General features: G+C 48.5%; 22 protein-coding genes. 10 read left to right on the top strand and 12 right to left on the bottom strand.

Going from position 1 to position 25,164, the window contains the following annotated elements:
* Positions 1-103 precede the first annotated feature (103 nt).
* The gene (gene dnaK / locus SPI9445_RS0103765) at positions 104-2,014 is read right to left on the bottom strand and encodes a molecular chaperone DnaK (protein ID WP_017303389.1); all 1,911 of its coding nucleotides are present in this window, start codon (positions 2,012-2,014) and stop codon (positions 104-106) included.
* Positions 2,015-2,542: 528 nt separating this feature from the next.
* Here dnaK and SPI9445_RS0103760 point away from each other — a divergent pair.
* From SPI9445_RS0103760 to SPI9445_RS0103745, 4 genes are all read left to right on the top strand, one after another.
* Entirely contained in the window at positions 2,543-4,186 is a 1,644-nt protein-coding gene (locus SPI9445_RS0103760) for a YcjF family protein (RefSeq protein WP_033374187.1), read from the top strand.
* Positions 4,187-4,355: 169 nt separating this feature from the next.
* Entirely contained in the window at positions 4,356-6,554 is a 2,199-nt protein-coding gene (locus SPI9445_RS27275; protein WP_017303387.1) for an ATP-binding protein, read from the top strand.
* Between the two features lie 226 nt (positions 6,555-6,780).
* Positions 6,781-7,635: a hypothetical protein gene (locus tag SPI9445_RS0103750; RefSeq protein WP_017303386.1), complete on the top strand. Its 855-nt coding sequence runs from the start codon at positions 6,781-6,783 to the stop codon at positions 7,633-7,635.
* A 49-nt stretch (positions 7,636-7,684) separates the two neighbouring features.
* Complete coding sequence (locus tag SPI9445_RS0103745; RefSeq protein WP_164674462.1) at positions 7,685-8,458, top strand: hypothetical protein; 774 nt, start codon at positions 7,685-7,687, stop codon at positions 8,456-8,458.
* Positions 8,459-8,736: 278 nt separating this feature from the next.
* On the opposite strand, the gene SPI9445_RS0103740 is transcribed toward SPI9445_RS0103745, so the two are convergent.
* Together SPI9445_RS0103740 and SPI9445_RS0103735 are read right to left on the bottom strand one after the other, a co-directional pair.
* A complete protein-coding gene (locus SPI9445_RS0103740) occupies positions 8,737-10,068 on the bottom strand; it encodes a DICT sensory domain-containing protein (RefSeq protein WP_017303384.1) in 1,332 nt (443 codons plus the stop codon).
* Positions 10,069-10,186: 118 nt separating this feature from the next.
* A complete protein-coding gene (locus SPI9445_RS0103735) occupies positions 10,187-11,773 on the bottom strand; it encodes a photosystem II high light acclimation radical SAM protein (protein WP_026079507.1) in 1,587 nt (528 codons plus the stop codon).
* 382 nt (positions 11,774-12,155) lie between these two features.
* On the opposite strand from SPI9445_RS0103735, the gene SPI9445_RS24245 reads away from it, so the two are divergent.
* From SPI9445_RS24245 to SPI9445_RS0103720, 3 genes are all read left to right on the top strand, one after another.
* On the top strand, positions 12,156-12,518 hold the full coding sequence (locus tag SPI9445_RS24245; RefSeq protein ID WP_017303382.1) for a DUF1830 domain-containing protein: 363 nt from the start codon (positions 12,156-12,158) through the stop codon (positions 12,516-12,518).
* A 148-nt stretch (positions 12,519-12,666) separates the two neighbouring features.
* Positions 12,667-13,101, top strand: a complete 435-nt coding sequence (locus tag SPI9445_RS0103725; protein WP_026079506.1) for a DUF4079 domain-containing protein — start codon at positions 12,667-12,669, stop codon at positions 13,099-13,101.
* Positions 13,102-13,104: 3 nt separating this feature from the next.
* Entirely contained in the window at positions 13,105-13,374 is a 270-nt protein-coding gene (locus tag SPI9445_RS0103720) for a TIGR02450 family Trp-rich protein (RefSeq protein WP_017303379.1), read from the top strand.
* Between the two features lie 43 nt (positions 13,375-13,417).
* Here the strand turns inward: SPI9445_RS0103720 and rpmF are convergent, their stop codons facing one another.
* Complete coding sequence (rpmF, locus tag SPI9445_RS0103715; RefSeq protein ID WP_017303378.1) at positions 13,418-13,588, bottom strand: 50S ribosomal protein L32; 171 nt, start codon at positions 13,586-13,588, stop codon at positions 13,418-13,420.
* A 341-nt stretch (positions 13,589-13,929) separates the two neighbouring features.
* Between rpmF and SPI9445_RS0103710 the strand changes: the two genes are divergently transcribed.
* The 3 genes from SPI9445_RS0103710 (at position 13,930) to SPI9445_RS0103700 (ending at position 15,991) form a co-directional block, all read left to right on the top strand.
* Positions 13,930-14,547: a DUF3120 domain-containing protein gene (locus SPI9445_RS0103710; RefSeq protein ID WP_017303377.1), complete on the top strand. Its 618-nt coding sequence runs from the start codon at positions 13,930-13,932 to the stop codon at positions 14,545-14,547.
* Positions 14,548-14,665: 118 nt separating this feature from the next.
* A complete protein-coding gene (locus SPI9445_RS0103705) occupies positions 14,666-15,667 on the top strand; it encodes an adenylate/guanylate cyclase domain-containing protein (RefSeq protein ID WP_026079505.1) in 1,002 nt (333 codons plus the stop codon).
* Positions 15,668-15,688: 21 nt separating this feature from the next.
* The gene (locus SPI9445_RS0103700) at positions 15,689-15,991 is read left to right on the top strand and encodes a (2Fe-2S) ferredoxin domain-containing protein (RefSeq protein ID WP_017303375.1); all 303 of its coding nucleotides are present in this window, start codon (positions 15,689-15,691) and stop codon (positions 15,989-15,991) included.
* Here SPI9445_RS0103700 and SPI9445_RS27270 read toward each other — a convergent pair.
* The 8 genes from SPI9445_RS27270 to rplQ form a co-directional block, all read right to left on the bottom strand.
* Positions 15,988-19,170, bottom strand: coding sequence for a PAS domain S-box protein (locus tag SPI9445_RS27270; protein ID WP_017303374.1), 3,183 nt, complete (start codon positions 19,168-19,170; stop codon positions 15,988-15,990). The genes SPI9445_RS0103700 and SPI9445_RS27270 overlap by 4 nt on opposite strands.
* Before the next feature lie 29 nt (positions 19,171-19,199).
* On the bottom strand, positions 19,200-21,311 hold the full coding sequence (locus tag SPI9445_RS24235) for a PAS domain S-box protein (RefSeq protein WP_017303373.1): 2,112 nt from the start codon (positions 21,309-21,311) through the stop codon (positions 19,200-19,202).
* Between the two features lie 168 nt (positions 21,312-21,479).
* Complete coding sequence (prfA, locus tag SPI9445_RS0103685; protein ID WP_017303372.1) at positions 21,480-22,589, bottom strand: peptide chain release factor 1; 1,110 nt, start codon at positions 22,587-22,589, stop codon at positions 21,480-21,482.
* 129 nt (positions 22,590-22,718) lie between these two features.
* The gene (gene rpmE / locus SPI9445_RS0103680; protein ID WP_017303371.1) at positions 22,719-22,958 is read right to left on the bottom strand and encodes a 50S ribosomal protein L31; all 240 of its coding nucleotides are present in this window, start codon (positions 22,956-22,958) and stop codon (positions 22,719-22,721) included.
* A gap of 37 nt (positions 22,959-22,995) precedes the next feature.
* Positions 22,996-23,406, bottom strand: coding sequence for a 30S ribosomal protein S9 (gene rpsI / locus SPI9445_RS0103675; protein WP_017303370.1), 411 nt, complete (start codon positions 23,404-23,406; stop codon positions 22,996-22,998).
* 2 nt (positions 23,407-23,408) lie between these two features.
* Positions 23,409-23,864: a 50S ribosomal protein L13 gene (gene rplM / locus SPI9445_RS0103670; protein ID WP_017303369.1), complete on the bottom strand. Its 456-nt coding sequence runs from the start codon at positions 23,862-23,864 to the stop codon at positions 23,409-23,411.
* Positions 23,865-23,885: 21 nt separating this feature from the next.
* Positions 23,886-24,752 (bottom strand): tRNA pseudouridine(38-40) synthase TruA, encoded by an 867-nt coding sequence (gene truA / locus SPI9445_RS0103665; RefSeq protein ID WP_017303368.1) that lies wholly within the window; start codon positions 24,750-24,752, stop codon positions 23,886-23,888.
* A 4-nt stretch (positions 24,753-24,756) separates the two neighbouring features.
* Positions 24,757-25,107 carry a 50S ribosomal protein L17 gene (gene rplQ, locus SPI9445_RS0103660; protein ID WP_017303367.1) on the bottom strand — a complete coding sequence of 117 codons (351 nt, stop codon included), beginning with the start codon at positions 25,105-25,107 and terminating at the stop codon, positions 24,757-24,759.
* Positions 25,108-25,164: the final 57 nt, after the last annotated feature.

Here is a 25,164-nt window from a genome sequence, read left to right as displayed (position 1 = left end):
GAATCAGCGTACAGAAAAGAGAGGAGAGAGCCTGAATTTCACTCTCTCCTCTCCACTTCTAGCTTGGACTAGGGCAATCAGTTGTTAAGCAAACCCCGCGCCTTTATTCTTTGGTTTCCGAGAATTCTGCATCAATCACATCATCCCCGCCCCCTGTGGAACCGCCACCTGTGGGACCCCCATCATCGGGGCCAGCACCGGGGGCTCCGGCTGCGTCTTGGTAAACACTGCTACCAATGCTGTAGAGGGTTTGTTGCAACTCCGGCATGACGGTTTTGATTTTCTCGTCATCTTCCTTCTGTACCGCTTCCCGCAGGTCTTTGATTAAGGCCTCAGCTTTGGCTTTATCATCCGCCGAAACTTTATCGCCTAAATCCTGTAACTGCTTGTCTGCTTGGTACACCAAGGAATCGGCTTGGTTCTTGCGGTCGATTTTCTCCCGGCGCTCTTTGTCGGCGGCGGCGTTGGCTTCGGCTTCCCGTACCATGCGGTCTACTTCGGTATCGGGTAAGGTGGAAGCCCCAGTAATACTGATGGACTGTTCTTTTCCGGTGCCTTTGTCTTTGGCGGTGACGTTCAGAATCCCGTTAGCGTCAATGTCAAAGGTGACTTCAATTTGGGGGACTCCACGGGCGGCGGGAGGAATACCATCGAGGCGGAAGGTTCCCAAGCTCTTGTTATCTTTGGCCATTTCCCGTTCCCCTTGCAGGACGTGGATTTCTACGTTGGTTTGTCCATCCACGGCTGTTGAGAAGACTTCGGATTTTTTGGTGGGGATGGTGGTGTTGCGGGGGATGATTTTGGTCATGACACCGCCCAAGGTTTCCACCCCAAGGGAAAGGGGAGTCACGTCTAACAAGAGGATATCTTTCACTTCCCCAGCCAGAACACCCCCTTGGATAGCGGCACCAACGGCCACCACTTCATCAGGGTTAACGCTTTGGTTGGGGTCTTTGCCTAATACCCGTTTGACCAGTTCTTGCACGGCGGGAATCCGGGTAGAACCCCCGACGAGGACAATTTCATCAATGGCGCTCTTGTCGATTTTGGCATCCCGGATAGCGTTTTCTACGGGGATGCGAGAACGGTCGATGAGGTCGGCGCAGATTTCCTCGAATTTACCCCGGGTGAGGGTGGTGTCAAGGTGTTTGGGGCCGTCTTGGGTGGCGGTGATGAAGGGGAGGTTAATCTCCGCTTGAGTCACGCTGGAAAGTTCGATTTTGGCTTTCTCGGCGGCTTCGGTGAGACGTTGGAGGGCTTGACTATCTTTGCGTAGGTCGATGCCTTCGGTTTTGCGGAATTCTTCGGCGAGGTAGTCTACAATTTTTTTGTCAAAGTCATCTCCCCCTAGGTGGGTGTCGCCGGAGGTGGCTAATACTTCAAATACACCGTCGCCTACTTCAAGGATGGATACGTCGAAGGTACCGCCCCCTAGGTCAAAGACGAGGATAGTTTCATTGCTTTTTTTGTCTAAACCGTAGGCGAGGGAGGCGGCGGTGGGTTCGTTGATGATGCGGAGAACTTCCACCCCGGCAATTTTCCCGGCGTCTTTGGTGGCTTGACGTTGGGAGTCGTTGAAGTAAGCGGGAACGGTGATGACGGCTTGGGTGACGGTTTCCCCAAGGTATTTACTGGCATCTTCAATCAGTTTGCGCAGCACTTGAGCGGCAATTTCTTCGGGGGCAAACTGTTTGTTGAGGTTGGGGCAATCGAGTTTAACGTTGCCGTTGCTGTCTTGTAGGACTTTGTAAGAGACTTCGGTGGTTTCGTTGGTGACTTCGCCCGATTTCCGCCCGATAAACCGTTTGACGGAATAGAAGGTGTTGGCGGGGTTCATCACGGCCTGACGTTTGGCAATTTGACCGACTAGGCGATCGCCATTTTTCGCATAAGCTACCACGGAGGGCGTGGTTCTAAACCCTTCAGCGTTAGAAATAACGGTGGGCTTACCCCCTTCCATCACGGCGACGCAGGAGTTGGTGGTTCCTAAATCAATTCCGACAACTTTTGCCATAATATAAGTCTGCTCCAAGCTAACAACAACGAGTTTCCAAGAGAAACCGAACCCAGCTTTGTTCTCAGCCTGCCCTTGCTCTCTTTACAACTGATTATTCTCCTTTCTATACTGACGGGGAGGGGAGGATCTCTGTAAGTGGTATTTTCCGAACCTCTCAGGACGGTTCGGTAATAGGGAACGGGGAACGGGGAACAGGGAACAGGGAGAGGGGGGAGAGGGGGATAGGGGGATAGGGGGAGCAGGGGAATAGTGAATAGCTAAAACTCTTGACTATTGCCTTTTCCCGACTCCCTAGGGCGCAAGCATTGCGCCCCTACACCGACTCCCTCTCTTCAGGGAACAGGGAACAGGGGGGGAGAGTTCCCGGACTCCCGACTCCCGATTCCCGACTCCCTAGGGCGCAAGCGTTGCGCCCCTACACCGACTCCCGACTCCCGACTCCCGACTCCCGATTCCCGACTCCCGATTCCCGACTCCCGACTCCCGACTCCCGACTCCCTTCCCGTTCCCCGTTCCCTATTTACTGTGAAAATCTACCGACTATTGATTTTAATTGTAGGGATTAGCTTCATTCTGGGGCTAATGATCTGGTTGGTGGATGCTATTTATCGCCTTTATTTCCAAATCTCCTTTACCGCCCCACTTTTGGCGAATCTCCTGCTGTTGCTGTTGATTGTGCTTTTAGGGCTGCTGATTGCCGGGTTTATCTACTACTTCAATCTCTTCTCTGGGCGGAAAAGTGTCACAGGCCGTAAAGGGGCGCAATTTGTCCGATTACCGGCCCAAAAAACCGAAGCGGCGGAGGAAAATTTAAAGGCGATTCGGCAACAAGTGGCACAGATTCAGGATGAAATTAGTCGTCAGGAACTGTTGGAGCGATCGCAAGAAATTGAACGCAACTTGACGCGGGGTAATATTCGCGTGGTAGTCTTCGGCACCGGATCCGCCGGGAAAACCTCCGTTGTCAATGCTTTAATCGGTCGTATGGTGGGGGAAGTGGGCGCACCAATGGGGACAACTCAGGCCGGGGAAACCTACCGTTTACAATTACAAAACCTAGCCCGTGAACTTTTAATCACTGATACGCCGGGAATTTTGGAGGTGGGGGAGGCAGGGAGTCAACGGGAACAACTGGCGCGTCAGTTGGCGACGGAGGCGGATTTGTTGTTATTTGTGGTAGATAATGATTTGCGCCAGTCGGAATATACTCCCTTGCGGGTGTTGGCGGAAATTGGCAAGCGATCGCTGATTGTCTTAAATAAAACCGATCTCTATACGGAACAAGAACAAGGGGTGATTTTGCAACAGTTGCGCGATCGCGTTCAATCCTTCATTCCCCCCTCCGATGTGGTGGCCGTCTCCGCCAATCCCCAAGCAGTAGCCCTAGAAAGTGGGGACTGGGTAACGCCAGAAGTGGATATTATGCCCCTGATTCGCCGTTTAGCCGCCGTGTTACGCGCTGAAGGGGAGGATCTCATTGCCGATAACATTCTCTTGCAATCTCAGCGTTTAGGGGAAGAAGCGCGGCGCTTAATCGACAAACAACGACGCAGACAGGCCGATAAAATTATTGACCGTTTCCAATGGATTGGGGCTGGGGTGATTGCGGTGACTCCGGTTCCCGTGGTGGATTTGCTCGCCACGGCCGCCGTCAATGCCCAAATGGTGGTGGAAATTGGCAAAATCTACGGCTGTGAATTGAATATGGAACGCGGCCGAGAATTAGCCCTGTCCTTGGGCAAAACCCTAGTCAGTTTAGGTGTGGTTAAAGGAGCCGTGCAAATGCTCTCTACCCTCCTACAATTCAACGTGGCGACCTATTTAGTGGGGAAAACCATCCAAGGCATCACGGCCGCCTATTTAACCCGTATTGCTGGGAAAAGTTTTATTGAATACTTCCGCCATAATCAAGACTGGGGCGATGGGGGCATGACGGAAGTGGTACAGACCCAATTCAAATTATTGCAAAAAGAGGAATTTATTAAGGGCTTTGTTAAAGATGCCCTTGTGAAATTTGTGCAGCCCATGCAGGAAACCTTAGAAATTAAGGCCGAGTTAGAAGAAACGCTCCCCGAAAACCTGCCCATGCCCTTAGAAAAAACTTGGCGAAACCCCCTCCCAGTGGATGATTGGGACATTCCCCCCACCCCCACCTCAGAGGATTGGTAAGGATTGATTACGAATTGTCACGGAATCCTTAGAAAACCTTAAATTTTCATGATCTAGACCGAAGAATTAGACACAATAGGTAGAAACACTGACTATTCCCTAGTCAGCACCCTCCTCTTAAGAGATGGGTTTTTGAGAATTTCCTGACTTTTATATGAGTGTTAGTTAAGTGTTACCTCTTTCTCTTTCCCGGTTATCTACTCCTTGGATAGATCGCACTCCCTTAATGATAGGGGGAGATGTTTTAGTCTCCGAAGCCGTCCAAAGGATGCACCGCAGTGGAAAATCCTATGCTGTCGTGGTGCAAACGGTTACACCCGTTCATTGTTTGGGCATTTTCAGCATTAGTGAACTGATGGGTGCGATCGCAACTGGGGTGAATCTCCCCACCACTCCCTTACAAGACATGGTAACTCCTCCCCTCCACACCCTCATTGAATCAGAAATTCAAGATTTATGCCATATTTTGACCTATCTTGAACAATATTCCTTAAATCATGTCCCCGTGTTAGATGATCAAGGCAATTGGGTAGCCATTATTGCCTATGAATCCTGCTTAAAAGCCTATCACGAAGAACACAAAGCCCAACAGATTCAACCGCTTTTACTCCATCCCGTGAGTCAAGTTGCCCTAGAACCCTCCTTAATAGTCGCCTCAGAAGCCATTTTACAATCCAATAATCAAACTCCCCCACAACTAGATCCTCGTGTCCAGAAACTTTTACAACATTCTTGGCGGCATCATTCATTATATAAACAATATGACGACGAGGCCTTAGTTGAATCGGCATTACATCACCTCATGCGAGAAGAAATTAATGAGCGATTAGCCCAACAAATTCAAAACTGTCAAACCCAATTAGCCACAGGAGAAGACCATTTTAGGCAACTGGTTGAAAATATTGATAGTATTTTTTGGATTACCAATCCTCAACGCACCCAAATCCTTTATCAATCCCCTGCCTATCAAAAGTTTTTCGGCGATTTACAAAAAAATGAAACCTCCTTTCCTGCCGCTTGTTATGGTTTAATTCATCCCGAAGATCGGGATAAAGTGATGTCATCCTACAATACATCTCTGCCAGAACAAGACTCCCAAGAATTTAGAATTATTCGAGCCGATGGCAAGGTGTGCTGGTTGCGAAATCGGGCTTTTCCGATTCACAATGCTTCGGGAGAAATTGATTGTTTAGTGGGAATTGCGGATGACATTACCCTTTATAAACAAACGGAAGAAGCTTTAGAAAAATCTCTACACACTCTTTCTGATTTTAAATATGCTTTGGATCAAATTGCTTTGATTGCTAGTGTTGATAGTCAAGGGAAGATTCTAGATGTTAATGAAAAATTCTGTGAGTTTGCCCAAGCCACTCCTGAGCAATTATTAGGAGTTTCCTATGCCGATCTTTGCAGTCCTCCGGAATCCGAGGAATTTTGGCGGGGAGTCTGGACAACCTTGGCCCATAACTTCATCTGGCAAGGGGAAATTCAACATCACCCATCCCATCAGCGCACCTGTTGGGTTAATGTCACTTTTATTCCCTTTTTCAATGAGAGGGGAAACCCCCAGCATTATCTGATGATTGGGTTTGAAATTGAAAAACGAAAACGGGCAGAAGCGGAAATGCTAAAAACCCTAATTCGAGAAAAAGAACTGGGCGAACTAAAATCAAATTTTATTACCATAACTTCTCATGAATTTCGCACTCCTTTAACCATTATTCAGTGTTCTGTGGAACTTCTTACCTCCTATTCTCTTTCTGCCGAAGATCAACAGGAGGAATTACAAGCGATTCAAGAATCCGTTGCTCACTTGACCCATTTATTAGACGATTTACTCATTCTGAGTCGAGGAGAATCGGAACAACTTCAATGTAAATGGAATTTAATTAATATCCCCCAATTCTGTGAGCGTTTGCTGAAAACATTACAGGGACAATATCCTGATCATTGCCTAGAATTTGAAGATGAAATAGAAGAAACACAGACCCCAACTTTTATTACAGATGGGACGTTGCTCCGGCAAATTTTAATTAACTTATTAAGCAATGCGCTAAAATATTCTCCACCGGATCACCCGATACAATTAAAAACGACCCAGACCAAAACCCATTTAGTCTTGCAAGTGTGCGATCGCGGTATTGGCATCCCCCCCGAAGCACAAGAACACCTCGGCACGGCTTTCTATCGCGCTAGTAATGTGGGATCAACCCCCGGCACAGGTTTAGGTTTAGCCATTGTCAAAACCTATGTTGATCTCCTCCAAGGCACTTTTCAGATTCAAAGCCAAGTCGGAGAAGGCACCACCGTTAAAGTTATTCTCCCCCAACCCACTTTAAGCGTTCAGGCAAGAGGCAAGAGGGAATAATCGGGAGTCGGGAGTCGGGAGTCGGGAGTCGGGAGTCGGGAATCGGGAGTCGGGAGTCGGGAGTCGGGAATCGGGAGTCGGGAGTCGGGAGTCGGGAATCGGGAGTCGGGAGTCGGGAGATTGCCTCTCCCCTGCCCCCCTGCTCCCGCTATCCCCAAGGGAGGGATTGAAAAATCGGGGTATCTTCGGAAAACTAAGAGGGAACTTAATCAATGACGGCAGCGATATGTACAAAGGATTCTTATTAGCGGGTTTAGTTTTGTTTACTCCCGTGGGATTGTGGGGTTGTCAACCTGCCACGGAAACCCCATCGGAGACAATCGCGGAAACAGAAAACGATCTGGCCGCCAATGGTGGAGAAAGCGGAACATTAACCCTTATTGCCGATGCAGAAGATCGGATGCGGGAAGGATTTGTCAGTAAAGATGGCTGGCGCTTGGAATTTGAGCAAGTTTATGTCACCTTTAATAACGTGCGGGCTTATCAGGCAGACCCGGCTTTTGACCCAGAAACCGACACCATCCCCAATTCAACTCGTGTCGTTGAACTGATTACTAGCCCCCAAACAGTTGACCTAGTAGGCAGTGAAGAAGATACCCCTACCGTCGTCACAATAACCGCCCCGGCGGGACATTATAATGCGCTGTATTGGGAAATGGTACCGGCTGAAATGGGAGAAGCCACCGGGTACAGTCTCTGGTTAAGAGGTACCGCGACCAAAGAAGGGCGGTCTATTGACTTTACCCTTGCTTTAGATAAACCTGTAGGTCATTACTGCGGGGAATATGTGGGGGATGTGCGCAAAGGCTTTTTACCCAATGAGGAGATGGCGGAATTGGAAATGACGTTCCATTTTGACCATTTCTTCGGACGAGCGGATCAGGATCCAGAAGAGTCTCCTAACGCCGAGGCTGTTGGTTTTGAGCCTTTTGCAGAATTGGCCGAGGGGGATAGCTTAACTCTCAATAGTGAACAGTTGCGGGCGAGGTTAAGTGAGGAAGACTATCAAACCCTTGTGTTCTCTGTGACTGAATTGGGTCATGTGGGGGAGGGTCATTGTCGCGTGGAGCCGCTATCCTAGGAGTCTTTTCGCGGTACAATCAAACTTAATGCTGATTGGGGGGGTGGTTATGAGTTTACAACGTGGAATGGGGGCGATCGCTCTCTTGGGAATCCTAACGGGTTTGGGCTTAAGCAGTTGCGACAATAGCCCCTTTGCCACCGGTTCGGGAAACAGTACCTCTGGGGCGGTTGTGGAATCCCAGACGCTCCGTTTCAATAACCCCTTTCCCCAGTCTTCTGTAACGGTGGAGGATGTGGCGGAAATCCCCCTCAATCCCGAAACTCCCCCGGACGACGAAACCCCCGCCCATGAAGAATTTACCCTAACCAATATTTCCCCTCAAGGGGATGCTGTGGTGCGAGTTTATCCGACTGTATCCTTTGCCGCCTTTGAGTTTGAGGGTGAGAAAGCGGCTCTAGAAACCCTTCTGCGCGATCGCCCCAACCTCGAAACTCAGGAAACTCTCCCCTACCTCCCCCAAGTAGCCGCCAGTCAAGTCTTCTTTGCCCAACCCCAGTATATCGAGTTTGCTGGAGGGGCGGGCATTCGCTACATTACCTATTACGCCTTTGATGTTAGTCCCATCCGGTCTGATGGTCTATTCTACACCTTCCAAGGCTTAACAGAGGATGGTCAATACTACATTTCCGCCCAAATTCCCCTAAACACGGATCTCCTCCCCACTCCCCCTGACTCCGCTAATGAAATCACTTTTGCTGAACAGTACGCCTCCTATTTAGCCGAGATCATCGCCCGTCTCAATCAAGGCACGGGGGCAGAGTTTGAACCCAATTTGGAGCAGTTAGATCAAATGTTTGGCTCTCTAGAGAGCGTAATTTAACAAAAATGTTGCGGAATTCCCCTTCCTCGCTTGCAGGGACCGGATGGACTTGACCACTAACTCCCAAAGCGAAAACCAAGCTAAAAAGGGCTGTGTTGCAAGAGAAAATTTGGGTCTTAGGAACTAGGACTTCTGCCTGGGGAGGGAAGATAAGACTCGCTATATTTCGGTATAGAAAGCACTTCCCATTGAATCAGGAAGCTCCATCCTCGCGCCTCGGCAGGGTGGGGTAGTTCACTCGCAGATTCATTGAACATCTTAGGGCGATGCGCTAATCCCTACTCAATCGACCAAATCCCGGCCGCAATTCTGGGGGGACTGACCGTTAAACTCATCCCCTGTTCTAGGCCCAATTTGAGCAACTCTAGGGCTTCTACGAGTTTGGGATCAAAAATCCGGTTAGCCTGGGCTTTGCAGTCCGCTAAAGCCTCACTGAGAGGCTGTTCTGACCCGGCTTGCTGGTGTTCGAGGCTGCGTTTTTGGAAGTAGGCGATTAAGGCGATAATACGGGACTCTAGGGGGATGCTATCGTAGGAGAGGCCGTCGGGTTGTCCTGAACCGTCCCAGGCCTCGGTTTGATGGATGATAATATTGGCGATCGCCTGAAATTGGGGCATAATCCGCAAAACCGCCGCCTTCGGGAGAATCCCCTGTTTCGCTAAAACCTCTAACTGGGCTTTTGATTTCACATCGTCCTCCACCATCACCCCCGTTAGGGGCGCTAAACGGTGCAACAAGGCCGCTAGTCGTAAACGCTTGATTTGCCAGGCCCGAAGGTCTAATAACTGCCCCATTGCCTCCCCAAGTGCAGCGACTTCTGCGGCTGCATTGGGATTCAAAGCATCCGCTTGATCAATTAATTCGGCCATGCGCAGAAAGGCCTGCATCTCATTCGACAGTAAGTTATCATCCACCCCTTGGGCAAAGCGGGGGGCATCGGGTAAATGGCTTTGTTCATGGGTGCGATGGAGATAATCCACCACCCGAGACACCACCTGATTGAGGTCATCCCGTTGACAATCTTGGACAGAGGCGAGAATGTTAGACACCTGCACCCCTAACTGGTGCTGGAGTTGGGGGTTATATTGGCCGATATGCGCGATCGCCAACTCCACCGTTTCCCGCACTAACTCCGTCTCAAACGTCCAAAACCCGTAAAACTTCCGCTCTAAATCTTCCTCCGGTTGCCCTAACGCCCCATAATCCGCCTCAGACAACTCCTGACACAACACCATCGCGCTATAAGTCGGCGATAAAATCATTAAATGCCACTCTTGCGCCACCGGATCATCAGGCTGCAAACTCACCAACGCCACATTCTCCCGCGTTGAAGTCGAATGTTCCCCAAATCCCGTCCCCAGCGTCGCTAAAATCGCAATTTGACTCGCCTTGTCCGCCAATTCCCCATAGCGATTGGCTTCCTCTAGATACCATTTCCCTTGTTGAAACGCCGCAATCACCACCGGGGCGCTGTCTGAGTCTAAAATAAAATCCTCTAAAGCATGACACAGGGCGACGAGAGTATTTTTATAATACACCCCCAAATGGAGAGGGCGATTCGTCCCCTCGTGAGCCGTGACCAGTTTTTGCAGTATAGAACCTTGGCGCATAGTGAATGTTGTTGGGGAATAGGGAACAGGGAGCAGGGGGGGAGCAGGGGAGAGACGAGGAATTAAGACTTATTACCTCTTACCCATTATCTATTACCGACTTTTGCCTCTAACAGAATTAAGTCAACGCGACTAACTCCTTCCTTAAATTCCCCCGTTGTTCCTCTTGGATTGGTGCGTTCAGTGCCTCCTCTAACGGCGCACAGCCTAAACGTTCCTCCAGAATCTTCATCACCTCCCGCCCAAAATCATTGGGATTTTGTTGCCAAGCTTGTAGACAAACCTCACCGAAAAATGACCCCAACGGTTCAGGATTCCAGAGCAACTTTCGCGCCGTCCAAGGCATTAAACTCATGGGATTATACCCCGGATTGAGAATCCCCTTACTTAACGCATAACCTTCTAAATGAGTGTGAGGCTGTAAACCAATGAAAAAGATCGCCGGCTCCACCTTATCCGCCCCGAAAATTCGTTCTAATTCCCGATGATAAGCAATGGTTTGCCGAATCGTCTCCACCGTTTCATCAATCACATTAAAGGAATAATTCACCGAAACCAAATCATTAAAACCTGCCGCTTTTAGGTCTTGACAATTTTCCAAAACTGTGCGTAGGTTGTAGCCCATGCGCATCTTGCGGACTAATTCTTGAGAGCCACTGGTGATCCCAATTTCAAAGTAATTCATCCCCGTTTTCACCATGAGATCACAGAGTTTCGGGGTTAAATTATCCGCTCGAATATAGGCCGCCCAGTGAATATCTTCCATCCCAGAATCAATGATTTTTTCCAGCAATTCTTCCGTATCCTGAATAAACTTGCGAGCCGGAATAAATTGGGCATCGGTAAACCAGAAATTACGGATTCCTCGATCATACAATTGGCGCATTTCTGCCACCACCTCATCGGCCGGATTAATCCGTACCTGTTTCCCTTCTACTACCGTATAAACACAATAACAGCAGTTATGAGGACAGCCCCGCTTTGTTTGTACCCCAATATAAAAATCATTATCTTGGAGATAATACTCAAAAGCCGGCCAAATGGACTCAATGTAATCATAATTACAGGCTGTTTTTTCCAGAGGGGTGGGTTCTTCATGAATCATACGCTCCCGAGGCTGATTTTCCCCCACCACATAACAGCGTTCACTGCTTAAATCTTGCCCCCGCAGGAGTTTTTCTAGCAGAGTTTCCCCCTCTCCCACGGACACAATACTCCCTTGAGGGAGTAACTGCTGCATCTGTTCATAAAACACACTGACTGCACCCCCACCGACGACAACCCGCGCTTGAGGACAGTAGCGTTTCGCCCGTCGCAACCCTCGCTTAATTAAGCCCAGATTGCGCCATAATTCGCCATAATAAGCTGTTGCTACCTTTAAACCTCCTAACGCCCCGCGCAGACGAATTAAGGGGTTTTTGGCGTAATAAAACTCAAAGGCATTCTGGAGGGGATTTCCTCCTCGTCCTCCGACGGGGGCGTAAATTTGAATGTCTCGCCAAGAGAACACCAGTAAATTAGGCTGGAACTCATCCACCACCTGATCTAGGGTTGGGTTGAATTCGAGGGGTGGCACGGTGCCGAGATCAAAAATACGCTGTTCTACGTCGGGAAATTGCTTATGAATATGATCGGCCAAATAGACTACACCAATGGGAAAAATCGGGTTACAGGGTAGGCGGACGTAGAGAATTTTAGTCGTCATCATCTAACAGGATTTTTAAATTAGGTTTTTTTAGTTGCTCCCCATCAATGCACTGGGAAGGGAGAAGTTACGGATCTAACTACCTCTTGCCGGGGGGATCTCATCAGAGAGGGAGAATCATTCACATAACTTCACTCTAACATCCTCTGCCCGTAGCCTTCCCCTGTCTACTGGGAGATCCTCTGGTTTTCCTTAACACAGATTTTGCTCAATCCCCTGAAACCCTTTAATGATTTTAGTTTTGTAGATATGAAGCCATCAAAGCTCCCGCAAGAAAATATAGATTGGTAGTCGTGTTTACAGCCAATTAGGATCGGGAAGTGTTAGGTTATAGCCTGAAAGCAATAGTAAACTTTTATAGAAGACGGCTTTAGTAGTTGTTATGGCTCAGATTTTTGATCCCATCCCCAATAATGCACAAAAGGCTCTACTTTGCTGCTATGTCAATGCAACCAGCCAGATCCAAATCGCCCGAATCACTAATATACCAAACTGGTATTTTGAGCGTGTTGTTTTTCCCGGTCAACGTCTAGTCTTTGAAGCCGTACCCAGTTCTCTGCTAGAGATTCATACAGGAATGATGGCGAGTGCTATTCTGTCAGACACGATCCCCTGTGAGCGTCTCAGAATTGATGATGATCAAGACGGAATGAGTTTGGAGGAGTCTGTGTTAGAACCGACTCAAGGCATTCCTGACACTATCCACGCTCGGAGTTCCACGCCTTTGGCTGTTGCCACTTGCTAATTGTCGGTTAATCCTTGAATCTCTATTCGCCAAGTTTTCCTAACCGGGCTGAGGTCGAGGCCTCCCCATAACGCCTTAAAATACAGATGAGGGTGCAAGTATTGCGCCCCCATTTTCTCGTTCGGGTACTTTTTGCCCTTGGAGTTCTGTGGATCTTCCTTCTTTTCTCTGGCTGTGGAAAATTGCGGCGTGGTCAATGGGTTTGTCTGTGACGCTTTATGTTCTGTTGGCAACAACAGGATTCTGGTTTGTGCGACAACGCTGGATGAAAAAACCCCGTCCGGGTTGGTTGCGTCCGCTACACTATACCCTCGGGGTGATTTTGGTGCTGTTGGTGTTGGTGTTGCTGAGTATTGGGATCATTGGTACGTTGGGATATTATGGCAGTCTGGGTCATTCTCCCCACTTGCTGGCGGGGATTGGGGTGGTGGGATTGGTGTTATTCTCAGCTTGGACGGCAACGCGTATCGGGAAATGGCCACAAGCGCGATCGCTCCATCTCACGACCAATTTATTTTTACTGCTGGGCTTGGTTTTTGTCACCCTGACGGGGTGGGATGTGGTGCAGAAATATCTCCCTTGAATTATGGCGAAAAAACAGAAATTTCCCCACTTAGTGGGGTCAAAATGGACAGCAACTCAAAAAACTTGGGGATGGCGACATTTCCAAGTGTTAAACCGCAAAAATGAGGGAAAATGGGTCTTTGCAGAAATGGTGGCCTCTTGTGACCCCAATGTACGTTTCTGGGTCAATGCGAAACAACTCAAAGACCCCCATCTCTGGGAGGCTGGATGGAAGACGTTGCAGGAGATGAACGCCCCCCCGGAAGTGGAAGATTATTTGTTCATTGATTGACACACTTTCCCAGCAACCCTAACGGGTATGCTGGGAGAGTATGTTAATCCTCGTCGTCTTCTTCGGTCTGATAGACATAACTGTTGGATTGACTCGACAAGACGGATTTACCTTGAGATAAAGCTTTTTGCGCCGCTAGGGTGGCTTTCCGCTTCCAAGTCGCTTTCCGTTGGTTCTTTTTCGCTTTAGATGTTCGTTTCTTAGGAACTGCCATAGTACCTCTTTTTGTTATAGTCAGCAACCTTCCATTCTACATCGTAACGGGCTTACTGAACAAGGAATGAGAGGGGGCAAGGCTGACAAGTAGGGGGCAGGGAATTGGGAATTGGGAATTGGGAATGCTAATCAACTCCTGACTCCCTATTCCCTTTCAGCCGTGAGGTGCTATATTTTTGAGTTAAGTAAAGATAAGTTACAAAAATTAAAATTATTTTGTTGAACAATCTTTGGTATTCTCTGGACTCTTCAGGCTGGGTGACAGATTATCAGGTGTCGTCAGACCCTTTAAAGAGGGTGCTGCCGCCTCCGGATCAGTCCAAACGTCTCAGGATTTTAATGTTAGGGGCGGCGGCGTTTTTGGTGTCGGTGCCGGTGTTTTTTCAAGCGCCGTTGGTGCGAGTTTTGCCGTGGCTAAGTCTGGGGTTAACGGGGATATGGTGGGTTTTAGCGTGGGGCCTAGGAAGGGGTCAGAAAACGCGGATCTGGGGGGATTTAATTCTGGGGTTTAGTTGGAGTTGGTTAGCGGGATCGATTTACTGGGGATGGTTTCGGGAGAATCCGTTTATTCATTTACCCATTGAGGCGATCGCACTGCCTTGGGCGTTGTGGTGTTTACGACAAGGTTGGGGTAAGATCGGGAACTGGTTCTACTTAGGTTCTCTCATTGGCACCGCCATCACTGATGTTTACTTTTATCTGACGGGCTTGATCCCCTACTGGCGGCAAGTAATGCAGGTTTCGCCCGATGGGGTGGGAGAGATTTTACACCGTGCGATCGCCCAAATTAACCATCCTTGGGGAATCCTTTGTGGAATGTGGTTGATTCTGGCATTGTTCAGTATTGGGGTGTGGGGTTTACAGAAACAGAATTTGGCTGGGTGGGCGTTCGGTGGAGCCGTTTTAAGTACCATTGTTGTAGATGGGTTATTTTGGCTTGTGGCTTACTGTGCTTAGGGGCATCTCGATTAAATGCACAGAAAGCTCTGAGCAGGGATTAATGACCCAGATTGGTTAGAATTGACCTAGTGTGTTCTTCTCTTGTTAACGTCCATCTTCACCCCTCCTTCCCGCTATGAGTTCGGGATCTACCCCCTACCTACTGCTGCAAACCTCTAGTGGGAATCGTTATCTCCCGTTAGTGGGAAAAAACAATTGGACAGTAGGCCGTAATGCTGATAGCCATTTCGTGATTCCTGACCCTTGGATATCGCGTCATCATGCTATGGTACAACAGACGGACAATGGGGAGTTTTATTTGATTGACCTAGGGAGTCGCAATGGAACCTTTGTCAATGGTCGTCGGGTAAATGTTCCGGTAACGCTGCAACATAAGGATCATATTGCCTTTGGTCAGACTGAAATGATTTTTTATAATCTAGCCCAACAAGAAACAGCCTTGGGTGGGAATCCTAACCAGGAGAATCAAGACAGTCCCACTTCAATCCTCCATGTTCGCCGCTTAATGTCGGTGTTGGTCGTAGATATTCGGGATTTTACAGTATTAGCTCGTCAATTGGATGATAAAACCCTGTCGAATTTAATTGGGGATTGGTTTAGACAAGCGGGGGATATTCTCCGGTATTCCGGGAGTTGGGTGGATAAATATATTGGGGATGCCGTGATGGCGATTTGGTTTCATGGGGAAAGTGCGATCGCCAAAGAGGAAGTCGTGCAGATTTTCCAGGCCATTAGTGATCTCAATAAAATGACCACGGATTTAACCTCTCATTACCCCCTCCCCTTCCCCCTGCGCATTGGTGCAGGGATTAATACAGGTTACGCCATGGTGGGCAATACCGGAAGCGGCGATCGCCCAGACTATACTGCCATCGGTGACACCGTAAACACAGCCTTTCGTCTAGAATCCTGCACTAAACAAATACAACGGGATGTGGCATTAGGAGAAACCACCTATGGTTATTTAGACAGCATCCCTACCGCCCAACAACGCTTTAAACAATACACCGTACACCTGAAAGGCTATGAAATTCCAACGATTACCTATGCGTCGAGTTTTGAAGATTTAGATAACTTTCTGCTCGATAAATTGCTCTGGGACAATCAAGTTTTGTAACAACTCTAGGGGAATAGATTCATGACTCCCAATCAACGTCAAATACTGGTCTGTCAATATACCACTTGTCTAGAACGTGGAGGGGCGGAGGTTTTAGCCGCTTTGCAAGAGGCCGACTTACCCGAAGATGTGGAGATTGTCCCCAGTGGGTGTTTAGGGCAGTGTAACCTGGGCCCTAATCTGCGCCTTATCCCCGAGGAAACATGGTATTGTCGCTTACAGTCCAATGATATTCCTCAGATTGTGGAACAACATCTCAAGGGAGGACAACGAGTGTCCGACAAACTACACCCTCGGATTCATTTTGCTTTTTTGACTCCCTAGTTCGATGTACTGTTAACTTGAGATTGAGTAATTGGGATAGTAATCCGGAATTCTGTTCCGGTTTCTGGACCGGAAAGACATTCGAGTTGACCGCGATGCTTTTCCGTCACAATTTGATAACTAATGGACAATCCTAATCCGGTGCCTTTGCCAATGGTTTTTGTGGTGAAAAAAGGATCAAATAGTCGCGGTTGAATGTGTTCGGGAATGCCCGGACCGTTGTCTTGAATACGGACTTGAACTTGTTCAGTGTTGAGTTGTTCAGTGATGATCTCAATGGTGCTGGGATGTTGTTGAATTTCTTCGTAACTTCGGCTTTGATCCCGTTCTTCTAAAGCATCAATCGCATTGGCTAAGATGTTCATAAACACTTGATTCAGTTGCCCCGCGTAGCATTCAATGGGGGGGAGATTGCCGTAGTGTTTTTCAATGGCGATCGCAGGCCGTTCAGTTTTCGCCTTCAAACGGTTGTGTAGAATCATCAGAGTGCTATCAATACCATCGTGAAGATTAACCGCTTTTCTCTCCGCTTCGTCCATGCGGGAGAAGTTGCGCAGGGAGGCCACAATCCCCTTAATCCGATCCGCCCCCACTTTCATGGATTGCAGCAGTTTAGGCAGGTCATCCAAGACAAATTCTAAGTCAATTTCCTCAATCATCTCGGCAATTTCCGGCACCGGTTGGGGATACTGTTGCCCGTATTGTTCAATGAGATCAATTAAATCCCCAATATATTGGTCGGCATGGCTCAAGTTGCCATAGATAAAGTTCACCGGATTATTAATTTCGTGGGCAACTCCCGCCACTAATTGCCCCAAACTGGACATTTTTTCCCGTTGAATTAGTTGGGTTTGGGTGCGTTGCAGTTCGTGTAAAGTATTCTCCAATTCCATGGCATAGGTTCGTAATTGCGCTTCTGACTCCCGTAAGGAGGCCTCAGCCCGTTTTCGTTCCCGGATATCCGTCGCCATGCCCAGTAAGCCCACAATCTGCCCCTGTTGGTCTAAGATGGCGTTAGCTCTCAGGAACACCGGGCGGATTTTGCCCTTCAGGGAGACTTGTTCCACTTCATGGGTCCAGGATTGACGGTTCATCACAGTAGAGAACATCCCTTGAATGACTGTGGGATCAGCAAAGAGTGCCGAAATCCCCCCTTTACGGTTTAATTGCCGCACGGATTCACAGTCGTAGAGTTTGCCAAACGCTTGGTTAAAGTAAATCAGTTGGCCATAGGCGTTAGTAATCCCAATGGCATCGCTAGCACTATCGACGGCTTGTTTATAGCGCAGGAGTTCCGCCTCAGCTTGCTTGCGATCGCGAACATCCCGACTAATGGTTGCGGTGGCAATGGTTTCCCCGGTATCGGGATCTTGAATCGTGAACATTTTGGAGTCCATAGGAACCCCCTGATCATTGGCAAAATCATAAAACTCAACTTCCCCTTGCCAGTTCCCCTGCTGCATCAATTGGGGCATAATCTCCTGTGCTAGGCGCTTTCTATCCACACCATGAATAAACTGGCTAATATGGAAGTCTTTCGCCTTGGCGACGGATGGCACTCCTAAGATATTCCGTCCCGCTTGATTGATAAAAACAGGATTACCTTCTAAGTCAGCAATCCCAATAAAATCCGAACTATTTTCCACCAACGCCACCAGTTTCTGCATTTCCTCCCGGGCTTGCTTCTGGAGGGTAATATCCCGCACATTGGCTAAAATCACCACTTCTGACTGTAAAACAATTTTGCGTAGACGAACCTCCACATCAAAGGTATAACCATCAGCAGGACGCTGGGCGCGCCATTCAAATTGTAAGTCTTCCCCGGCGATCGCTCGTTCCCACTTCTGCTCAATATCACTAAAGTCTGCGTCAGGGCTGGAATAATCTTGCAGCGTATATTCTTTAAACGTCTCCCTCGTCACCCCGTAGAGTTCCAATACAGGGTCATTCACATCAATAATTTGACCCTCTACCGTATGCAGGAAAATAGCATCATAGACCCCATTTAAAATCGTCCGCAAATCCTGTTCTGATGCCCGTAAAGCCGCCTCCGTTTCCTTATGCTCGGTAACATCCGTACAAGTCCCCACATAGCCCTGAATCGCCGTTTCTGACCCTTCTGCCCGCAGCGCTTGAGCCTGCATATAGACCCAACGAATGGAACCATCCGGGCGCAGAAAACGAAACTCCGATTGAAACCAGTGGCCGCCCCCGACGAGTCTTTGCCATTCTTGATGAACATGATCCCGATCTTCAGGGTGAATGGCCTTTAACCAACCGTCTTGTAACAGATTGCTGTTAGACAGTCCCGTTAGGATGGAGAGTTGGGGGTTAGCATAGACACACTGACCCCACTGGTTGCCGTTAAATATCCCCACGGGGGAGGTTTCCGCGAGGGCTTGATAGCGTTGTTCACTGCCTCGTAGGGCGGCCTCCGTTGCTTTGCGGTCTGTAACATCCCGCGCTAATCCATACATCCGATTTTGGCTGGGGAGTAAGGTAGCCGTCCAAGCTAACCAGCGATAACTTCCGTCGGGGCAACGATAGCGATTCTCAAAGTTAACTTTAGTCACCCCATTAGCGAGTTGTTGGGCAATCTCTAGGGTTGTTTCCCGATCGTCAGGATGTATCCAGTGTAAATAGGGTTGAGCATATAACTCTTCTCTCGTCCAGCCTAAACTGGTTTCCCAAGCGGGGTTTAAATGAAGAAACTGACCCTCTAATCCGGCAATACAAATCATGCTGGGGGAAGCGTTAAACACCTCATACCAGTAGGTTTCTGATTGAATGCGTTCTGTAATCCACTCGCTGCATATCATCACCCCCCCAATTGCCCCCCCGCTTTCGGTCCAAGGGGAAATTTCCCATTTCACCCACTCAATGCAGTCAGGAGAAAAAGCATAGGGTTCTCCCGCTTCCTTGATGGTTTCTCCCCCTAATGCCCGTTGATGGGCTAATCGCCAATGGTCAGGGGTGTCTGGGAATACGTCATAATAATGTCGTCCGAGGATAGCTTCTGTTTGTTGATAATCTTGATACCAGCGTTGGGTGGCTAAGATAAAACACAAGTCTCGGTCCAACAGCGCGATCGCCACAGGGGACTGTTCTAAAATCACCTTAAACCAAGCTAACTCGCTCGATGCAGATGGATGAGAGTTATGAGAAAGAGGCAAATTCATCACAGAAGCTCATAGGGCAATAAATTCAATTAAGGCACAATCGGCAAGGTAATCACAAATTTTGTACCTTCACCGAGAGTCGATTGACAATGGATATAACCTTGGTGTTTTTCCGTAATAATTTGGTGACTAATGGCTAGTCCCAACCCAGTCCCTTTTCCCACAGGCTTGGTCGTAAAAAAAGGATCAAACAAGTGGTCTTGGACAGTGGGGGGAATCCCCGGCCCATTGTCTGCGATGCACACCTCTACCATTCTAGGGTCTGTTCCTAGATTGTCCATTGCGACTCCCCAAGACTCCTCAGAGAGGGATGTTGTAATTGTAATCGTTCGTAATGGACAGTTTAAACCATCTTCAGAATAACTTTGGGCTTGCTCTTCTAGGGCATCGATGGCATTACTTAAAATATTCATAAAAACTTGATTCAATTGCCCTAAAAAACATTTAATTTTAGGCAATTCTTGATATTGCTTAATAACTCGTATTTCCGGAGCATTAGGCTGTGCTTTTAGACGATGTTCTAAAATGAGTAATGTACTCTCTAATCCTTCATGGATATCTACCAGTTGTCTTTGCCGATTATCCATGCGGGAAAACGTCCTCAAAGAGGCCACAATTTCTTTAATTCGATTTGTCCCAAGACTCATTGAATCAATCACTTTTCTCAAGTCCTCTAGCAAAAAATCTAAGTCCACCTCCTCTAAATAGTCTTCAACTTCGGGAACGGTATTAACCCCATGAGTTTGATATAAATTAATGACTTTTAGTAGATCCTCGATATACTCCTGGGCATAGGTTAAATTGCCATAAATAAAATTCACAGGATTATTAATTTCATGGGCAACTCCCGCTAAAAGCTGCCCCAAACTCGACATTTTTTCAGTCTGGATTAACTGGGCTTGGGTCTGACGCAAATCTTGCAAGGCGTGAGCGAGATCCTCCGCTTGTTGTTGATACTGTCCCTCAACCCGTTTCTGTTCCGTAATATCCACTAAAATAGTTCCTACTCCGAGGATCTTCTGCTCATAATTCAGGGGAAATACTGAAACTAGCTGCGTCCAAACTTCAGAAGAATCGTCAGGACTCATCTGGCTAATTTCTCGGGCTAAAATGGCTTGTCCTGTGTTCACCACCTGTTGCAGTAAAGGGGTTAGTTGTTCCGATAAGGTAGGATTAATTTGTTCTAAGCGTTTTCCCAGATGATCCGACACCGAAACCCCATTCATTTGGGCAAAGCGAGGGTTGAGACGCACATAATATAATTGGGGATCCTGAATAGCTAATCCCACCGGAGCATGATTGACAAAAGCATCTAACTGTGACTGACGGAGGGCTAATTCTTGTTCTAATTCTTTGTGTTGCCGTAAATCAGTAATCGCCCCGATAAAATATTGAGGTTTGCCTTGGCTATCTCGCACGACCGACTTGGTTAAACTGACCCAAACATCACTACCATCCGCCCGCAAATAGCGTTTTTCTAAGATATAAGTATCACCTTGTTCCCTTAAAAGTGCTGCTTGTTGCTCTGCGTCTTTAGCCCAGTCTTCGGGGTGAGTAATATCCTTAACAGTTAGTTGGGAGAGTTCTTGAGCGGAGTAGCCTAAAATGTCACAAAAGCGTTGATTAACCCGTAAAAAACGCCCGTCTCGGTCGATATAATCTAACCCTACCCCGGCTTTTTCAAAAACAGTGTTCAGTTCCTGATTACGGTGTTCGAGTTCGGCGGTGTGTTGTTTAATAACCTGTTTTAAGCGCTCTTGTTTCCGTTGATAGCGTCGCGCTTGTTGTTGCTGGGTGGTGACAATTTCACTGGTTAAGATTAACCCCACAATTTCGCCCGCTTCTGGGGGATTGGCTTCTTCACCCTCTGCCCGCCAAGGTTTAACTTGCCATTTTACCCATTCTTTATTTCCTCTTGGAAGAATAATTTCTTCAAGGATTGGCTCTTGTGTTACTCCGGCTAAGGCTTGTTGGTGTCTAGTACGCCAATGATTGGGAACTTGGGGGAAAAGGTCATAAAAGGACTGACCTTTAAAGTGGATTCCCACTAAGTTATAGTCTTCCTGCCAAGGACGACTCGCTACGGTGTAACAATAATCACAATCTAGTAAGGCTATGGCAACAGGGAGTTGTTCAATCACAATCAGACATTAACCCTTGAGAGCGAGGAAACGGTTAGCAATGGGCTTTTCTTTATTGTAATGGACGGGGGAATTGATAATTGATAATTGATAATTATGATAATTATTGCCTCTTGCCTGTTCCCTCTTCCCTTGTTGGGTCTGGTGTCTGGTGTTCTTCAGCAGACCCTAATTCAACCCAGCCACTTCGGGAGAGTTCGCCAACTGTTCTAAACGCTCCTGTTGGTCTTGACTGATACAAGCTTGAATCAGGTTATCAATATCACCCTCTAACGCGCCGCTTAAGGTGAAGTTCTGACCTAAACGGTGGTCGGTGATGCGGTTGTCTTTGTAGTTGTAGGTGCGGATTTTCTCAGAACGAGCGCCGGTGCCGACTTGCGATCGCCTTAAAGAAGTCACGGCCTCCTGTTGTTCCCGTAACTTCATCTCATACAACTTCGCCCGCAAAATCTGCATCGCCCGTTCCCGGTTTTGTAACTGGGAACGTTCCTCAGTACAAAAGATCCGAATCCCCGTGGGTTTGTGCATCAAATCTACGGCCGTCTCTACCTTGTTGACATTTTGACCCCCGGCTCCCCCGGAACGAGCCGTGCTGATCTCAATATCCTTGGGATCAATCTGTACTTCCACCTCATCCACCTCGGGCATAATCGCCACCGTTGCCGTGGAGGTGTGAACCCGCCCCCCGGCCTCCGTTACCGGAACCCGTTGCACCCGATGCACCCCGGCCTCAAACTTGAGTTTGCTATAGACGCGATCGCCCTGAATTTCCAGCACCACCTCTTTAAACCCCCCCATTTCCGCCAGAGACTCACTGACTAAAGCCACTTTCCACCTTTGAGACTCCGCATAACGGGAATACATCCGCAATAAATCCCCCGCCCAAATACTGGCCTCATCCCCCCCAGTCCCAGCGCGAATCTCCAACATAATATTCTTCTCATCGTTGGGATCACTGGGTAACAACAAAAGCTTTAACTGATACTCCAATTCCTCAATTCTCTGTTCCAACTCCTTCACTTCCAAGGCGGCCATTGCCTGCATTTCCGCATCACCCCCCGCCTCCTTTAACACCTCCTTCGCCCCCACTAATTCCCCTTGGGCTTTTTTCCACTCCTCATAAGTATTCACCGTTTCCTCTAAAGAAGCCCGCGCCCTCGCCACCGTTTGCAACTCGTCGGGATTTGTTACCACATCGGGATCCGCTAAACGACGGCTTAATTCGTTAAAGGTTTGTTCAACGGATTTGAGTTTATCGAGTAAATAAGATTCAGCCATAATTCCTCCTTCTTTTGGGGTAATACAGATTTATTGGCAATAAAGACAAGGGAGAAGTCTTTTTATAACGCTTAATACGCAATCAACCCAGCAGAGTTTCTGCTGGGTTGTTCACAAAAAATTAAACCACTATTTTTCCGGAGCGTCCGCGGCCTTGGGAGCCTCGAACATTCCGTATTTGCGCATAAACCGTTCAACCCGTCCTTCCGTGTCAATAATTTTCTGGGTTCCGGTATAAAACGGGTGGTTGCCAGACCAAATTTCTACATGGATTTCCGGCTTGGTGGAACCGACGGTCATCACGACTTCACCATTACAAATCACCTTCGCTTCGGGGTACCATTGGGGGTGAATCCCATCTTTCGGCATGGTTTTAATCCTCCTAGGATATACAAAACAGCTTTGCTTAACGTTTCGAGAATTGAGGGGCTTTGCGGGCTTTTTTCAAGCCGTATTTCTTCCGCTCTTTAGCCCGAGGATCTCGGGTTAAATACCCTTCCACTTTCAAGGGTTGACGGTTGTCCGGGTCGAGTTGGCACAGCGCCCGAGCAACTCCCAATCTAACCGCATCAGATTGTCCCGTCAGTCCACCGCCATGAGCATTCACTAAAATATCGTACTCATTTTCTAAGCCCAAGGTTTCTAAGGGGGCTTTCGCAATGGCTAAATAACTGGGGTTTTGGTTAAAGTGAATTTCGCCGGGGCGGTTGTTGACAATTAACTTGCCACTCCCGGGGACTAAACGGACACGGGCGATCGCACTTTTGCGGCGACCCGTTCCCCAATACATAGCCCGTTCATTATTCCCTGCTTGCATGATTATTGACCTCCTGTGGGTTGAGTATTAATCGTGAGAACTTCCGGTTGTTGCGCTTGGTGTTTGTGGTCGGGGCCAGTATAGACTTTGAGTTTCGTAAACAACTTCCGCCCTAAAGAATTTTTGGGCAGCATTCCCTTGACCGCTTGCTCCACAATCCGTTCTGGGATGCGGTTTTGCAATTGGTTAAAGGTTTCTGTTTTCATCCCCCCCGGCCGGCCTGAGTGACGACGATAGAGTTTTTGGGAGGCTTTTTTCCCGGTGACAACCACTTTCTCAGCATTGACCACAATCACAAAATCCCCCGTATCCATGTGGGGGGTAAAGGTGGCTTTATTTTTGCCCCGTAAAATATTGGCGATTTCCGAGGCCAGTCGTCCCAGTCGTTGGTCGGCGGCGTCCACAACATACCATTTCTGGTCGAGGGTGTCTTGAGTGGGTAAGGCTGTTTTTTCCATGAGTCTTGTTTCAATAGATAATCAGGACTGAATTAATCGGCTCTCGTGAGCGTAGACGGGGGACGGGCGAAAACTGAACTGAGGCTGGCTATCAAACCAAATTTCCGGGGGAAAGGGAAAGTCTGGATAACCGACCCGCAAGAGACAAAGGCCTTTCGCAGGGGCGGCATATTTCACTAATTCCCGCCGTTGGTTTTGCCAGATGTCTTGGAAGTTCTCTAAGGAGCGGCTTCCATTGCCCACTTCCACTAACATCCCCACCAGTAAGCGCACCATGCCGTATAAAAAGCCATTGGCTTGTATTTCCAGGTGGAGCAAGTCCCCCTGACGGTAACAGTCCACCTCCTGCACTTCGACCCAAGAATGCTGACGGGATGACCCAGCCCGGTGGAAGGCGGCGAGGTGATGCCGTCCGAGCAAGGGGCCCAGGGCAGCCTGAATCAAGGATTCTTCGAGGGGGGCATGGTAGTAATGCCAACAGAAGGGTCTGACAAACAAGTTGGGGCGCCGGGCGGTGTAGAACGTATAACGGTAACGTCGCCACAGGGCGGAAAAGCGGGCGTGCCAACGGGCGGGAACTGAGGCAGAAGCACGGATTAAAAGGTCATTTGGCAAGTAAGAATTTAAAATCGTTGCCCATTTTTCGGCGGGAATCGGACTGGTGACATTAAAATGCGCCACCTGAGCGGCGGCATGAACGCCAGTATCCGTTCGTCCCGCACCATGTAACGTGACCTTCTGCCCCACCACTTGGGCGATCGCCTCTTCAATTTCCGCCTGAACGGTGCGTTGATTCGGCTGTCGTTGCCACCCCTGAAAGTGAGTCCCGATGTACTGAATCACCAAGGCCACCCTTGAGGTTTCTCCCGTCTGCTCCACACTCGACATTGCCCTAGTTCAGTTCAATGATGGCGATTTCCGCATTATCTCCCCGACGGCGCTTGGTGCGCAGCACTCGGGTATACCCGCCATTGCGATCGCCATAACGTTCTTTCGCACTGGCAAAAAGGGCATGAACTAACTGTTTATCATACAAATAGCTCATGGCCTGACGACGAGCCGCCAGAGAACCATCCTTGGCTAAGGTGATCATCTCATCGGCTTTTGAGCGCACGGCTTTAGCCCTGGCCTTGGTGGTGGTAATTTGACCATGACGGATCAACTCAGTGGTGAGCGATCGCAATAACGCTTTCCGTTGATCCGCAGGTCGTCCCAATTGGGGAACTCTGCAACGATGACGCATTTTAACTAATCTCCCTTACAGTAACTTCGACAATTGATCCCCCTTCACCCGGATCTC

The organism is Spirulina subsalsa PCC 9445 (genome assembly GCF_000314005.1).
GTDB classification, from domain to species: Bacteria; Cyanobacteriota; Cyanobacteriia; order Cyanobacteriales; family Spirulinaceae; genus Spirulina_A; species Spirulina_A subsalsa.
The sequence above is the reverse complement of the archived record's forward strand: the minus strand, read 5'-3'. Positions and strand labels throughout refer to the sequence as shown.

Bases quoted from the DNA above. Each gene is read 5' to 3' on its own strand.
- dnaK (WP_017303389.1), bottom strand. From the start codon at position 2,014: ATGGCAAAAGTTGTCGGAATTGATTTAGGAACCACCAACTCCTGCGTC.
- SPI9445_RS0103750 (WP_017303386.1), top strand. From the start codon at position 6,781: ATGTACAAAGGATTCTTATTAGCGGGTTTAGTTTTGTTTACTCCCGTG.
- SPI9445_RS0103745 (WP_164674462.1), top strand. From the start codon at position 7,685: ATGAGTTTACAACGTGGAATGGGGGCGATCGCTCTCTTGGGAATCCTA.
- SPI9445_RS0103740 (WP_017303384.1), bottom strand. From the start codon at position 10,068: ATGCGCCAAGGTTCTATACTGCAAAAACTGGTCACGGCTCACGAGGGG.
- SPI9445_RS0103735 (WP_026079507.1), bottom strand. From the start codon at position 11,773: ATGACGACTAAAATTCTCTACGTCCGCCTACCCTGTAACCCGATTTTT.
- SPI9445_RS24245 (WP_017303382.1), top strand. From the start codon at position 12,156: ATGGCTCAGATTTTTGATCCCATCCCCAATAATGCACAAAAGGCTCTA.
- SPI9445_RS0103720 (WP_017303379.1), top strand. From the start codon at position 13,105: ATGGCGAAAAAACAGAAATTTCCCCACTTAGTGGGGTCAAAATGGACA.
- rpmF (WP_017303378.1), bottom strand. From the start codon at position 13,588: ATGGCAGTTCCTAAGAAACGAACATCTAAAGCGAAAAAGAACCAACGG.
- SPI9445_RS0103710 (WP_017303377.1), top strand. From the start codon at position 13,930: ATGTTAGGGGCGGCGGCGTTTTTGGTGTCGGTGCCGGTGTTTTTTCAA.
- SPI9445_RS0103705 (WP_026079505.1), top strand. From the start codon at position 14,666: ATGAGTTCGGGATCTACCCCCTACCTACTGCTGCAAACCTCTAGTGGG.
- SPI9445_RS0103700 (WP_017303375.1), top strand. From the start codon at position 15,689: ATGACTCCCAATCAACGTCAAATACTGGTCTGTCAATATACCACTTGT.
- SPI9445_RS27270 (WP_017303374.1), bottom strand. From the start codon at position 19,170: ATGAATTTGCCTCTTTCTCATAACTCTCATCCATCTGCATCGAGCGAG.
- prfA (WP_017303372.1), bottom strand. From the start codon at position 22,589: ATGGCTGAATCTTATTTACTCGATAAACTCAAATCCGTTGAACAAACC.
- rpmE (WP_017303371.1), bottom strand. From the start codon at position 22,958: ATGCCGAAAGATGGGATTCACCCCCAATGGTACCCCGAAGCGAAGGTG.
- rpsI (WP_017303370.1), bottom strand. From the start codon at position 23,406: ATGCAAGCAGGGAATAATGAACGGGCTATGTATTGGGGAACGGGTCGC.
- rplM (WP_017303369.1), bottom strand. From the start codon at position 23,864: ATGGAAAAAACAGCCTTACCCACTCAAGACACCCTCGACCAGAAATGG.
- truA (WP_017303368.1), bottom strand. From the start codon at position 24,752: ATGTCGAGTGTGGAGCAGACGGGAGAAACCTCAAGGGTGGCCTTGGTG.
- rplQ (WP_017303367.1), bottom strand. From the start codon at position 25,107: ATGCGTCATCGTTGCAGAGTTCCCCAATTGGGACGACCTGCGGATCAA.